The sequence below is a fragment of the Autumnicola edwardsiae genome (assembly GCF_031846505.1).
GTDB classification, from domain to species: Bacteria; Bacteroidota; Bacteroidia; order Flavobacteriales; family Flavobacteriaceae; genus Autumnicola; species Autumnicola edwardsiae.
Genome location: NZ_JAVRHP010000004.1, coordinates 52,297 through 65,817 on the forward strand (window position 1 = coordinate 52,297; position 13,521 = coordinate 65,817).

Genomic DNA, 13,521 nt, shown 5'->3' on the forward strand with positions numbered 1-13,521 from the left:
CCAATCACCATACGGTGGATTAATAAATTCTTAGGATTTTGGAAGGATGTGTTTTTATACTGCCTTAAATTTACGGGAATCAACCAGGCGCGGATCTCCCATAGTTTCCTGCCGCGAAATCCATTTAAGGTTTAGGGATAGGTAGCCTAATTCCTCTACTACTCGTCCATAACATAAGAAAATTCCTTTGGTGCGTATTGGATATTTTTCAGCTATTGCAGGAAACTGCACAATATCAAAAATATCGCTGTCCATATCATAAAAGGTGCTAAAGCACATAAATTTACCATTTACAGTAGGAGTCCGTTTTGCGGTGATAAGGTTCCCATAAATTTGTATATCTCTGCCAATAAAATTCTTCAATTCTTTTGCTTTTATGGAAGCTTGTATGGGATTTCTCAGCAATTTAAAGTGGCTGCAGAGTGGGAATCCCAGGAGTGCCATTTGGTCGTAAGCTTCCACAATTTCAGAAAAAGTGAATTGGGGCAACTCAAAATCTCTTTGCTTTGGCTTGAATAATACTGCCTGATTGGTTTTAGGTTTACTCTTATTTAGTTTAAAATGCGCTTTCCAAAGCAAATGATGTTTATCCAGTTGAGTAAATCTAAATGCGCCAATTTTTAATAAAATGCTTAATTGGTCAATAGAAATAGCTACGCGATCTATAAAATTATCCAGCGATTTGAAGGGTCCAAAAAATTGCCGGTTTTCAAGAATACGCTGTATTACTTTCATCTCCAGTTCTTTTATATTTCCTAAGCCTAAATAAATATTTTTTCCGAAAATAACATTTGGATGGTCACTCTTATTAATGCAAGGCGCATGAACAATTCCGCCGCATTTTCGTATTTCCTGAATATAAGTTTCTACGTCATAAAAACCCCCTCCGTTATTGAGTGCTGCCACCATAAATTCCAACGGAAAATATTTTTTTAAGTAGAGGCTTTGGTAACTTTCTACTGCGTAAGAGGCCGAATGTCCCTTAGGGAAAGCATATCCTGCGAATGAGGAAATTTGCTCCCATACTTCCTTAATTAATTGTTCAGGATATGCTTTTTTTCTGCAATTACTCCTGAATTTGGCTTCGATTTTCTCTATTTGTCCTTTGGAAGTTTTCTTACCGCTCATTCCCCGCCTTAAGATATCGGCTTCGTCATAAGACAGCCCTGCAAAATGATGAGCTACTTTAAGAACATCTTCCTGGTAGACCATAACTCCATAAGTTTCGGCTAGAATTTCAAAGAGAACAGGATGTGCTACTTTTCGTTGTTCCGGGTTCCGGTGACGCTGGATGTACTCTTCCTTCATCCCGCCGTTGGAAATTCCGGGCCTGATGATAGAACTCGCCGCAACAAGCTCAAGATAGCTGTTGGTTTGTAATTTGATCATCAATCCGCGCATAGCGGGAGATTCGACATAGAAAACACCCATACAATCTCCCGTTTTAAGCAAGTGATTAATTTCAGGATCTTCTTTAAAAACTTTAGTATTTTCTATATCTTCTACTATCGCACCTGGTTGATTTTGCCTGATTATCTCAATGGCATCTGTTATTTTTGAAAGTCCTCTTTGAGCCAGAATATCAAATTTGTGGATCCCGACTTCTTCACTAATGTTCATATCTATCTGGACCGTGCGGAAACCTTTGGGCGGCATAAAAGTACCTGCATAGTTATATACGGAATCGTTTAAAATCAATATCCCTCCTGAATGTACACTTATATAATTTGGAAAACCTGCTATTAATTTACTGTACCTAAGCACCAGTTTTTCCAGGTGGTCCAGCTGATGGTAATCGAAATATCCGGCAGAGAGCTTGTCGAGGTTTTCTTTTGGCAGCCCCAACACTTTCCCAAGTTCTCTCACAACCGCGCGCCGCTTAAAAGTAACATAGGTTCCCATAAGAGCGGTGTTTTTATAACGATCAAAGATGTAGGCCGTCACGTCCTGCCGGTGTTTCCAGGAAAAATCTATATCAAAATCTGGTGGGGAGTTGCGATGCGCATTGATAAAACGTTCAAAATAAAGATCCAGCTCAATAGGATCTACATTAGTGATCCCAAGAATGTAAGCCACGATGGAATTGGCACCGCTGCCCCTGCCTATGTACGGATAAGCTTTTTCTTTTGCATATTGAATAATATCATAATTGATTAGGAAAAAAGCAACGTAGCCAAGGCTAATTACGGCTTTCAATTCTTTATTTACCCGCTCGTAAACTTCTTCTGAAGCCTGCGGATAACGCTTCGGCAGATTTTTGTAACAAAGTTTTTTTAATTCTTCTTCATCTGCTTTTTTACTCTTGCCGAAAACCTTCAGATTTTGATTCTCCCGCGCTTCCCCAAAATTGAATTTCACTTCACAGGTTTTTGTAAGCTTTTCTGTATTCTGTAGGATGTGTGGATAATCTTGAAATTCAGTTTTAATAATTTCAGGAGAAAGCATTTGCTGGGAAAAATTTCCTTCCTCACTTTTCGGCAATTTGCTTAGCAGTGTATTGTTGTCTATTGCCCGTAGCAATCGGTGGGCATTGTGATCTCTTTTGCTTCGGAAGGTGACCGTCTGCAATAGTACCAGTTTTTCTTTGTAGTGGAGGTACTTCGAAAATTTAAGTTTTCGCAGATTTTCTACTGAAACTCCTATAAATTCATTCGCTCTAAAGTTTAATTTTTTATCTGAAGCCACCTTTTCAAAAGGATAAATAATGTAACAATCGGGGAGAAGAGGGGCATTATTCGCAAAATCACTTCCGTTGTGCAGATGACTGGATAAATGCTGGTTTAATTGTTTAAAACCTTCATTATTCCTGGCTATCCCAACATACTGCTGTTGCACACCATTCCTGAAATCGATTCCTGTCAATGGTTTAATGCCATATTCCGAAGCAATTTTGATGAATTTTAAACATGCAGAAGTATTATTAATATCAGTAACTGCCAGAATTTGTACATGCTGATTTTTGGCGAGTTCGCACAACTCTTCCACTGAAAAAGTACCGTAACGAAGAGAATAATAGGTGTGGCAGTTTAAGAACATCATCTAATCAATTATTATTGCTGTCTATGGGCGTGAAGTATTGGTGGTTCTCCATTAAACGGGTTTTCTATTCGGCCAACCCCATTTCCGCCTATCGTAGAAACCCGTACTACCGCATGATCGCCATACCTGTTGCGAATTTTATCCATAGCATTGTACAGGTTCAGCATTTTTTCAGAATCATCAAAAAGATTGATTTGATAGTTTCCTCCCGTCAAATGAGTGTATTTAACACCAATCAGCCTTATCAGTAACCTGCGATTGTACAGTTGTTTAAATAACTCCTCTATTTTCGGAATCAGGATATGATCGGCACTGGTATAGGGGATTTTGGCCTGTTTTGTATAAGTCTGAAAATCGGAATAACGGATTTTTACGCTAACGCAGGAAGTCAGTTTATTTCCCCGCCTTAGCTGGTAGGCTAGGTTCTCTGCCATTCCGGCCAGCGTTGCTTCCAGCTTTAGCATATCTGTTGTGTCTTTATTGAAAGTTCGTTCGGCAGAAATAGATTTTCGTTCATGAAAAGGAACAATAGGAGAATCATCTATACCCTGAGCTCTTTTCCAGATGATTCTTCCGTTTTTTCCGAGCACACTTTCCAGCATTTCTACCGGCATGTCCTGGATGGTCCTAATGTCTCTAATTCCAAGATTGAGCAGCTTCTGAAAGGTTTTACTTCCTATCATGGGGATTCTTCGCACCGAAAGGGGAGCCAGAAAAGATCTTTCTTCTCCGTTATTTATGCATAGCTCATCGTTTGGTTTTGCTTCGCCGGTAGCAATTTTAGAGACAACTTTATTTTGGGATAAGCCGAAGGAAATGGGAAGTCCGCTTTCTTTAATGATTGTCTGTCGCAATTCATGAGCAAATTTCCTGATCCCGAAGAATTTATCCATTCCGGAAAGATCGGCATAGAATTCATCGATACTCGCTTTTTCAAAGGAAGGAACGCTGCTTTTGATAATATCGGTAACTTCATGGGAGTGTTTGGTATAAAGACCGGAATCTCCTTTTATTACGGTAGCGTGAGGGCAGAGCTGCCGGGCTACTTTCATTGCCATTCCCGAATGTACACCAAATTTCCTGGTCTCATAACTGGCAGCAGCCACCACTCCGCGATCTCCCATTCCGCCCACGATTAACGGCTTATTTTCCAATTCTGAATTAAGCCGCCGCTCTACAGAAACAAAAAAAGTATCAAGGTCCAGGTGTATTATTGATCTGTTCTTCATAATTTGGAATAAATCCTTTGTTTAGGATTATTTCCAAAATTATAAAATATATTGAAAGAAGGCTAAGCAGAAATAGTTAAACTTATAATAGACGAGTCCTAAAGGCTGTAAGGGCTTTAAAATTGCCATTTTCTTTATTTAACAAAAGCTTAACTGGAAATGAAAAACCGGGGGTGGCTCTGCTTACGTAAGTATCTATGTAATCAACAAAAATGTAATTATGAAAAAACCTATGATTAAAGTGCAGCAAGAATATTCTGCATCAAATGGAAACAACTCTTCCCGAAGAAAATTTTTAAAGATGGGAAGTTTAGCCGTAGTAGGATCAGGATTTTTGCTTTCCTGTAGTGATGACGATGATCTCATGGATCCTATAGATCGTGGAGATATCTTTGATTTGGGAAGCGGAGATGTGGGAATCCTTAATTATGCCTATGCTCTGGAGCAATTGGAAGCTGCGTTTTATACAAATGTATTAGACGGATCTTACTGGATGAATGCCAGTGCCGAGGAAAGATTAATCCTGGAAGACCTTTATAAACATGAGGTGATACACTGCGATTTTTTTAATGCGGCAATCAGTGGAGCTGTTGGTGGGGATACCAGTAAGGTCTTACCTGAACTGGAATTTGATTTTGCCTCAGTAGACTTTTCAGACAGGAGTTCAGTCCTTGGTACTGCAAGGGTGTTGGAGGATACTGGAGTAGCTGCTTACAACGGAGCCGGAAGTTTACTGACCACACCTGATTATCTGGTAATTGCCGGAAAAATAGTATCTGTGGAGGCTAGGCATGCTGCTGCCATCAGATCCATCTTTATGGACGATCCAAAGGCTTTTGCCGGGGACGATGTAGTAGACGAAAATGGTCTGGATCTGGCCAGATCTCCTTCTCAAATCTTAACAGCAGTGGGAGATACCGGATTTGTTAAAACACAATTTACCGCAAATCAATTGCCAGGATAAACCAATTTCAAAAACTTTAAAACAAAATTATTATGGATATTATAAAATTCTTAGACGAATTCACGTCAGAAAACCTTTCAGCTAAGACTTCCTCAAGAAGAGAAGCTTTTAGTACCCTTGGTTCTTTGGGAAAGAAAGCAGCTTTAACCGCAATCCCTTTTGGATTGGTCACTTCTTCTGGAAAGGCTTTTGCTGCCCAGGATCAAAATGCAGCTATTGGTGCTTTACAACTAGCTTTAACATTGGAATACCTGGAAGCAGAATTCTATTTAAAAGCATTAAACTCGGGAGTGCTGCCGGGAGGAAGTAAAGCAGAAGCTATTTATGAACAGATCTCCAAACATGAATCTGCACATGTTGAATTCCTGAAATCTGGATTGGGTGAAAACTCTATAGAATCTCCGGAATTTGATTTTACGGCAGGAGGAGCATTTGATCCTTTTAATAATAATGGAACCGGACAGGAAGTGGCTTATGCCCAACTCCTGGCTCTCGCCCAGGCTTTTGAAGATACGGGCGTGAGAGCATATAAAGGACAGGCAGGTAACCTTATGGGAACTCAATTCCTTACTCCCGCGTTGCAAATACATTCTGTAGAAGCCCGCCATGCTTCAGAAATAAGAAGACTTAGAGCAGATGTAATGGGAGAAAACCTGGATCAAAACGCTTTGGGATGGATAACCCTGGATAACAGAGGACCTGGTATGCCAGAAGCCACTCAGGCTGTGTATGACGGGGAAGAGAATGTAGTGCAGGGCGGAGTAAACCTTGTTGATGCCACAGCTTTTGGTGATGTTGCGGTATCGCAGGCCTATGATGAGCCCATGGATGGTCAAACCGCTTCTAATATTGCAGGGCTTTTTATTGTTTCATAAATCCGCAACATAGTTCAGTGAAGTAAAATCGCCTGGGAAAGAAATTTTCAGGCGATTTCTTTTTATTCAGCATTATATTTATGATCGTTGAATAAAGCAGGGCAATCCAAAAAAATGAGTAAGTAGGTTCATTATATATCATTTTTAGCATTTGTTCCGGTTTTGCCGATAATTGCCTAAATTGACCCATTATTTAAACGAATGCAACAAGATCTATTAATTGCTCAGCTCCAGGAAGGGAATGAGAAGGCTTTTGAACGTATCTATCAGCTATACGCCACAAGTATGTACGGTATCATTTTCAGTATTGTTCGGGACGAGAAAATTTCAGAAGAAATTCTTCAGGATGTATTTCTTAAAATATGGGATAACGCTCCATCCTACGATTCAGATCAGGGCCGGTTCTTTACCTGGATTCTGAATATAGCAAGAAATGCTTCAATCGATAAATTACGATCTAAAGAATTCAAAAATAAAAGGTCAGATCTGAAGGATTATGACTTTACGGAAATTCTGGAGACGAGCAGTAATGCTTCCGGAAAAATAGATGCTATTGGATTGCAAAAATATATAGACCTGTTGGGACCTGTCTGTAAAAAATTAATAGATCTTCTATTTTTCAAGGGTTTTACACAGAAGGAAAGTGCCGAAGAACTTCAAATTCCCTTAGGAACAGTAAAAACTAAAAACAGGGTATGTATAGATAAATTAAGAGCTAACATTAGCAAGCGATGAATGAAAAGGAATACATATCATCAGGGATTTTAGAACTCTATGTATACGGTGCACTCTCTAAGTCTGAAAGTGCTGAAGTGACCCGTATGCTTAAGAAACATCCTGAAATGAGAGCTGAGGTGGAAGAAATTGAAGAAGCTTTAATGAAGTTGTCCGAAGCTGCGGCGCCTTCCAATCGGGAATTTTTGTTGGCACCTTTAAAAGAAAAAATTTCGCAAAGAAGCAGAAATATTCCGGTTAGAAATAAGAGGACAAACTGGTCTGCACTTCTGGGTTGGGCGGCAAGTATTCTTTTGTTGGTAGGTTTGTTCCTTATGTTTAAAAACAATAGTGAACTAAAGGAATCCCTGCAGGCCTTGCAGGCAGAAAACGCGCAGATAGAATCGGAAATTGCAGAAGCAAGAAACGATGCTGCCAAATCCCGGGAACTTTTAAGTACGCTAAGAGACCGGAATATATTAAAAGTCCCACTTGAGGGACAGGAGATAGCTCCGGAGGCATACGCAACTGCATATTATGATGATGAGAAAGACCTGACCCTAATCGATGCCCAAAACTTGCCCGAGCCGCCAAGAGGAATGGTGTATCAGGTCTGGTCACTTAAAATGTCCCCCCTTGTTCCCAGTAGCCTTGGCCTCTTAGATGATTTTGAGGAAGATGAAGACAAAATCTTTGTACTGGATAACCCGAACATTTCCGAAGGTTTTGGAATTACTTTGGAGCCGGCAGGAGGAAGTGAGACTCCTACCATGGAAATGCTTTATTCTTTGGGGACTGTTACTTCTTAAAGTAAAAATCATTTGGTTCTATTAACCGGAATAACACCAAACTTTACCTAAGGATTGTTTTTATTATTTCAAGAAGCTCATTAAGACTGGATTTTTGAACATTAAAGGCAGCACTGCCATTACCATAAGGATAATACCTTTTTTCGTTAGAAATAGAAAACAACCCAATTGTAGGTGCTTGTGCCGCGCTTGCCAAATGCATAATACCACTGTCGGCACCAATAAAAATCTGCGTATTTTTAATTAAAGATCCTATCTCGCGCAAATTCCTGCTGTAAAAAGTTGGTGCTTTAAAAGATATTTGGGAAACGTTCTCCATGGGTAAAACTTCCACGATATTATATTCCGGAAATTCCTCCCTCAGCCTTTCATGAAAATTCAGCCACCATTCTTTGGAAAGGCATTTTTCTCCGGTCGCAAAGGTGAATAAACAGATTGTTTTTTCTTCATTCTGTACAAGATCTTTTAATTTTTTTCTGCCTTCCAAAATTTCGTCCGGGCTTAATTTAAGGTCAAGCCGGGGGGCAGGTTCATTAGTGGTTTTGGAATTTTGGTAAGTGACAAAACTTCTGAAATTAAGAATAGGGGCTTTCGCCATGTGCTGGTTTTTTTCAGAATGTAATTCCAAATCCGGGCTTTCGTCTCCAAAAAGTTTATACCTGGACCTGGCCAGTTGGACAGATAATCTTCCTGAAGATGATATTTTATCACCGTTTATTACCAAATCGTAAGTCCGGGTTTTTAGTGATAACCATGCCCGTTGATATTGAAATAATTGCTTTAGGGGTTTTCTAGGAAGTGCAATGATGTGATTGACCTTTGAATAATTTTTGAATAGCACCGGCCCCAGATTGCCTTTTATAAATAGATCGATTTGGCACTGCGGAAAAGTTTCGGTTAATTCCTGGATTAGTGGGGTGATCATTAAAAGGTTCCCCAGCCTGTGATTGGGACGGGAAATTAATATTCTTTTGATCGTTACGTTGCTTAAATCAATTTTCTCCTGAAGTTGGGATTTTCCCACGTTTCTCGTTAAGGAACGGGTGATTTTTTTTCGCAGAAAATTTATCTTTTTGAGGCTACTCATATTTTCAACTCCTCAGGAGCTTATAGTTTATTGGTACATATCTGGCAATACCTTGTAAGACCAAACATAACTAGAAATTTTAAGTTTTCAGGATCTTTTAAATATGAATTCCTTTGCCTGCCAACTTTTTACGTCTGGAATTTTCAAAAAGCTGTTGGCAGGATTCTGCAAATCTTTTTTGTAAAATAGAGCAGATTGTCCGGTAAAATATTTCGGTGCTAATTTCTGCCACAATTCAATACTAAAATTCTCTGAAATGCTGTGGTTTTCCTCTAATGTTCCTTAAATTGAAGCGCTACGAAAAAAAGAAAATTTAAGTCGGAATAAAGCAATTTTTTCGGCAGAAAAAGAAAAAAAGAATTAAGAAAGAATGACTAAGAAAAACAAAAATATTCCTTATTCGATACTAGAACTGGCAAGCGTCGCCAGCAATTCTACTCCCGGAGAGACTTTTAAAAGAGCACTGGATCTTGCTCAAAAAGCCGAAGATTTTGGATATCACCGCTTTTGGCTGGCAGAGCATCACAACATGATAAGTATAGCAAGTTCGGCTACGACGGTTCTAATTGGCCACATTGCCGGCGGGACAAAGAAGATTAGAGTTGGTTCTGGTGGGATCATGCTGCCCAACCATTCCCCGCTCATTGTTTCAGAACAATTTGGAACCTTGGGATCCCTGTATCCTAATCGTATCGATATGGGTTTAGGGAGGGCTCCGGGAACAGATCAGGTCACAGCGCAGGCAATTCGCGCAAACAGGATGCATGCGGTATATAAATTTCCGGAAGAAATTGGCGAAATACAACAATATTTCTCTCCGGATAACAGGGATTATAAAGTGCGTGCAACAGTGGCCGAAGGTGTGGATGTTCCCATTTACATCCTGGGCTCAAGTACAGACAGCGCACATCTTGCGGCAAAAAAAGGTTTGCCATATGCTTTTGCGAGCCATTTCGCGCCAACCCACCTTTTTGAAGCTTTAAATATATATTATAACAATTTCGAACCTTCAGAATATTTACAGGAGCCGTATACCATCGCGTGCATTAATGTAATAGCTGCCGACACAGATAAGGAGGCAGAGCGAATTTCCACCTCAATGCTCCGCATGATGATTGGTGTGATGACCGGTAATATAGATTATATTCAGGAGCCTGTGGAGTTGACGCCAGAATTAAAAGAGCTTTCGCGAAATCCTGCTTTTCAAAGAATGTTGAAGTATGCTTTTGTAGGTAGTAAAGATACTGTGAAAGAGCAAACTAAAGCGTTTCTGGATAAAACCGGGGTAAATGAATTAATGGTTGCCTCGCACATTTATCATCATGAAGACCGGGTAAATTCTTACAGGATCTTTTCTGAAGTAATGAACGAAATATAGCCGATAATTGGCATTTTTGCTATCAGGCTTTTCTGCTCATTGCAAAGAGCGCTTATAATCTTTTTGAAAAGAAAATGTATTTTAGTAGGAAACTAGCTTATGGACAACATAGAAGAAATAGAAGATTCACCCCGGGGAAAAGTGAGCATAGCCTTACCGGTTCGTGCAGAATATTATGTTATTGAAGATTTACTGCGGAAAAAACTTATAGGTGAGAAAGTAAAAGCTGAAAAAAACGGAAAAACTTCAACTTATGCCGAAATTCTTGATGTGGTATTGGAAAAAAGCCCCGAAGAAGAGTACGATCTCGTCCTGGAGCTCAAGGTGCGGGCGTTAACCTCTCTTTTCAAAAATAAAGAAGGGCGCTTGCTTATAAATGTCTCCCTCCAATTTAATAAAGAAGACCAGGTGATCACTATTAACGATTATAAATTAGAAGGGAACACCCGCAATTGGCTGTTAAATAACTTTCTCGAGACCGTAGCCAATATTTTTATGTACAACAAGCTAAAGGAGAAGATGAGGTTCGATTTTCTTCCACATATCCAGGAGCAGCTGGAAACGATCAATAAAAAACTACAAAATCGGGTAGAACCGCATCAGGGTATTTTTGTTTCGGGTGACCTTAAAAACATTAAAATCAGAAATATAGTGCCGCAGGAAAAATACCTGCTGGTAGAAGTAAATATTGAGGGGATGGCAAATGTTGAAATTGAAAAAATCAATCTCTGATTAAGCTCCGGACTGTTTTCAATTTAAAACAAAAGTTTTATAGCTTTTCTGCGGAAGTAAACTGAAGGAGATCGAACATTTTAGGGATTTTCATCGTTTTCTCTGTTCGATTATAATCCAGCGATTCCAGGCTTACTTCTTCATTGTCCACGTAAGCTTTTTCAATTTCAAAGGGTAATCCGTGAAAGCGAAACTCCAGGTGCTTATAGGAGGTTAAAAACTTTCCATCTTTGTGTTGCTGGATTATAATTTCTTCCGGTTTTCCACGGAATTTGAAAGTTTTTAGGCTGTACCTTCCTTTTTTGTAATCATAACCATCATGAGCATCTTCGTATAAGATAGAAGTTTCATTTCCGTTTTTGTAATAGATGTCCAGGAACAACGCTTCTATTTCTATTTCATCTACATAATTTTGAGCAGGAAACCTGGGAATAATAGCTCCTTCTTTTATAAAAATCGGAGATTTTTCCAGCGGGGCATCAACCCAAAATTCTTTGCCTCCGGTTACCACCTCATCATTCCAGAAGTTGTACCATTTTCCTCGCGGAAAGTACATCCTGCGTCCTTGTACGTGAGGATCCTGGATAGGGCATACAAGTATTTGGTTTCCAAATATAAATTCATCAGACCGGTAATAGGTATGTACATCTTCCTGATCAAAATATACCAGAGGCTTTAATATTGGAATCCCTTCTTCTACGTATTGGTGGAAGGCGGTATATAAGTAGGGAAGTAATTGGTACCTTAATTTAATATATTCCCTGGTAATACTCAGAACTTCTTCACCAAAAGACCATGGTTCCTGATTTCCATGATCTCCCGAAGAATGAACCCTGCAAAAAGGATGAAAAATCCCCAGCTGAATCCAGCGGGTAAACAATTCGCCAGAAGGTTGCTCTGCAAACCCTCCAATATCGCTCCCCGAAAAACTCATTCCGCTAAGGCACAGTCGCTGCACCTGTGTATTGGCAAGCCATAAATGTTCCCAGCTCGCAATATTATCTCCTGTCCAGGTAGCGCTAAACCGCTGCCCGCCAGCAAAATTGGCGCGGGTTATTGTAAACGGCCTTTTTGGAAAAGAATATTTCAGCACACCATCATATGTGGCCCTCGCCATCTGCATTCCGTAAATGTTATGCGCCTTCCTGTGGCTGCAGTCATTTCCGTCATAATCATGCCTCACATCCCTGGGAAATGTTTTTCCCGGCACTTCCATCACTGCCGGTTCGTTCATATCGTTCCAAATCCCTTTTACGCCAACTTCCCCAACAAGTTCTTTATATAATCCAGCCCACCATTCCCGTACTTTAGGGTTGGTGAAATCTGGGAAATAACATTCCCCCGGCCATACTTTGCCGCGCATAAAAGGCCCGTCTGCCCTTCGGCAAAAATAATCGTTGTCCAGGGCCTCTTTAAAAATTTTATAATCTGCGTCAATTTTTATTCCGGGGTCTATAATTACTACAGTTTTAAAGCCTTTTTCCTCAAGGTTCGCTACCATGAGTTTAGGATTGGGAAAGTATTTTTTGTTCCAGGTAAAACATCTAAATCCATCCATATAATCGATATCAAGATGTATCGCATCACACGGGAATTCCAGCTCCCTAAACTTAGCTGCAAGTTCATTCACTTTGCTTTCGGGAAAATAGCTCCACTTGCTTTGGTGGTAACCCAAAGCCCACATTGGGGGCAGGTCTGGAGTTCCCGTAAGGCTGGTGTAAGAAGTCACAACGTCTGCTATTTTTGGGCCATAGATAAAATAGTAGTTCATTTCACCCCCTTCAGCCCAAAATTTTACTTCATTCCTTTTATCCTGGCAAAAATCAAAATGTGATTTAAAACTGTTATCAAAAAAAATTCCGTAGGCGATGTTAGTGTGTAGCGCGGTATAAAAAGGGACAGCTTTATAGAGTTCCTCCAGGTCTTTGTTAAAGGCAAACTGGTCTTTGTTCCATAAACTCAGTTTTCTCCCTTTTAAATTGAAGTTGGTAGGCGTATCTCCAAGCCCAAAGAAATTTTCTCCTTCAACAGAAGTTTTGTTCATCTTTACAAAATTGCCGCCAAACTCAAAGTTTTCTTCCCAGTGAAAACCCAGTTCATCTTCTACTATCACTTGATCCTGAAGGTCAAAAATGCCTATTTTAAGGTTGGAAATAGCGACTTTGCATTTAATTTTGCTGGTGGTAATAGTGATAAACGAAGGATCTTCTTCAATTTGAAATTTATTAAACCCGTGCATAGTATCTTTATCGAGAGCATAGGAAAAGTCATTTTCAAAAATCCCATCTGTTGCATATCTAAAGCGCAGAATGCTGTCTCTTAGAACAGTAATACGTAGCAGGACATTATTTTCTGTAGAAAAAGTAATCGAATCCCCATCAAAATCAAATGCTTTAACTTCACCGGGAAATAAATTTCCCTTTGTCTCCAGTTCGGTACTTGTAATCATAGTAAATTATAATTTTAACCGGCATTTAACTGTGATTTCCGCAGGCTTAAAAAATGATCGCAAAGATAAAGCCTGAATTTATACAAAAAATTCTGTTGAGGGAAATAAACTTTGTTCCTGATTACAAGTGTAAGTCGAAAATTGCCAATTTTCATGCTCCTTATGTAAGCTGAACATAAGTTATTGCTAAAACTCTGAACGTTAACTGCTAAAAGCTTATTTTTTTCTTTGAACCTGAAAAAAGT

At 39.6% G+C, this 13,521-nt stretch carries 10 protein-coding genes; 6 read left to right on the plus strand and 4 right to left on the minus strand.

Features of this window, described 5'->3' with window-relative positions; genetic code table 11:
• Positions 1–54 precede the first annotated feature (54 nt).
• Both RM529_RS01655 and dinB read right to left on the minus strand, forming a co-directional pair.
• Positions 55–3,036, minus strand: a complete 2,982-nt coding sequence (locus RM529_RS01655; protein WP_432264522.1) for a DNA polymerase III subunit alpha — start codon at positions 3,034–3,036, stop codon at positions 55–57.
• Between the two features lie 14 nt (positions 3,037–3,050).
• Positions 3,051–4,268 carry a DNA polymerase IV gene (dinB, locus tag RM529_RS01660; RefSeq protein ID WP_311483009.1) on the minus strand — a complete coding sequence of 406 codons (1,218 nt, stop codon included), beginning with the start codon at positions 4,266–4,268 and terminating at the stop codon, positions 3,051–3,053.
• 220 nt (positions 4,269–4,488) lie between these two features.
• On the opposite strand from dinB, the gene RM529_RS01665 reads away from it, so the two are divergent.
• The 4 genes from RM529_RS01665 to RM529_RS01680 all read left to right on the plus strand — a co-directional run bounded on the left by RM529_RS01665 (position 4,489) and on the right by RM529_RS01680 (position 7,630).
• Positions 4,489–5,232: a ferritin-like domain-containing protein gene (locus RM529_RS01665; protein ID WP_311483010.1), complete on the plus strand. Its 744-nt coding sequence runs from the start codon at positions 4,489–4,491 to the stop codon at positions 5,230–5,232.
• A 32-nt stretch (positions 5,233–5,264) separates the two neighbouring features.
• Positions 5,265–6,107 carry a ferritin-like domain-containing protein gene (locus RM529_RS01670; protein ID WP_311483011.1) on the plus strand — a complete coding sequence of 281 codons (843 nt, stop codon included), beginning with the start codon at positions 5,265–5,267 and terminating at the stop codon, positions 6,105–6,107.
• A gap of 201 nt (positions 6,108–6,308) precedes the next feature.
• Positions 6,309–6,842 (plus strand): RNA polymerase sigma factor, encoded by a 534-nt coding sequence (locus RM529_RS01675; protein WP_311483012.1) that lies wholly within the window; start codon positions 6,309–6,311, stop codon positions 6,840–6,842.
• Positions 6,839–7,630, plus strand: a complete 792-nt coding sequence (locus RM529_RS01680) for an anti-sigma factor (RefSeq protein WP_311483013.1) — start codon at positions 6,839–6,841, stop codon at positions 7,628–7,630. The genes RM529_RS01675 and RM529_RS01680 overlap by 4 nt, the downstream gene beginning before the upstream one ends.
• 43 nt (positions 7,631–7,673) lie before the next feature.
• Here RM529_RS01680 and RM529_RS01685 read toward each other — a convergent pair whose 3' ends face one another.
• Entirely contained in the window at positions 7,674–8,717 is a 1,044-nt protein-coding gene (locus tag RM529_RS01685; protein ID WP_311483014.1) for a glycosyltransferase family 9 protein, read from the minus strand.
• Positions 8,718–9,087: 370 nt separating this feature from the next.
• Between RM529_RS01685 and RM529_RS01690 the strand changes: the two genes are divergently transcribed.
• Positions 9,088–10,095, plus strand: a complete 1,008-nt coding sequence (locus RM529_RS01690) for an LLM class flavin-dependent oxidoreductase (RefSeq protein WP_311483015.1) — start codon at positions 9,088–9,090, stop codon at positions 10,093–10,095.
• 99 nt (positions 10,096–10,194) lie between these two features.
• Positions 10,195–10,827: a DUF4403 family protein gene (locus tag RM529_RS01695; protein WP_311483016.1), complete on the plus strand. Its 633-nt coding sequence runs from the start codon at positions 10,195–10,197 to the stop codon at positions 10,825–10,827.
• 37 nt (positions 10,828–10,864) lie between these two features.
• Here RM529_RS01695 and RM529_RS01700 read toward each other — a convergent pair whose 3' ends face one another.
• A complete protein-coding gene (locus RM529_RS01700) occupies positions 10,865–13,276 on the minus strand; it encodes a glycoside hydrolase family 31 protein (protein ID WP_311483017.1) in 2,412 nt (803 codons plus the stop codon).
• Positions 13,277–13,521 lie beyond the last annotated feature (245 nt).